1 pseudogene is annotated in these 285 nt (G+C 62.1%); it reads left to right on the plus strand.

The features are described from left to right. A pseudogene (locus tag KJQ96_RS39070) lies at positions 1-285 on the plus strand (serine protease); the annotation flags it as partial.

A 285-nucleotide genomic window follows, 5' to 3' on the forward strand; every position in this document is an offset into this window, starting at 1 on the left:
ACTGCAAGGCCGATACCGGCCTGTATGTCGCTCCCGACCTGAACACGGGAGCGATCCAGATCGATCATTCCTACGTCAAGGCCACCGATCTCAATCAGTTCCAGCTTGCAACCCTTCTGACGCAGATGAGTCAGCCGCGGCTTGTCGGCGGCGGCCCGTTCCGCAAGTGGTATACGCCGCAGCGCTGCCACGAGGATTTTGTCGGTGCCGCGGCGGCGTCGGACCACCCACCGCTCAGGGTTATCTGGTGCGCGCAGGCCTATCGTGAATTCGAAGGGCTCTACG

The sequence above is a fragment of the Bradyrhizobium sp. sGM-13 genome, assembly GCF_018398875.1.
Taxonomy (GTDB): Bacteria; Pseudomonadota; Alphaproteobacteria; order Rhizobiales; family Xanthobacteraceae; genus Bradyrhizobium.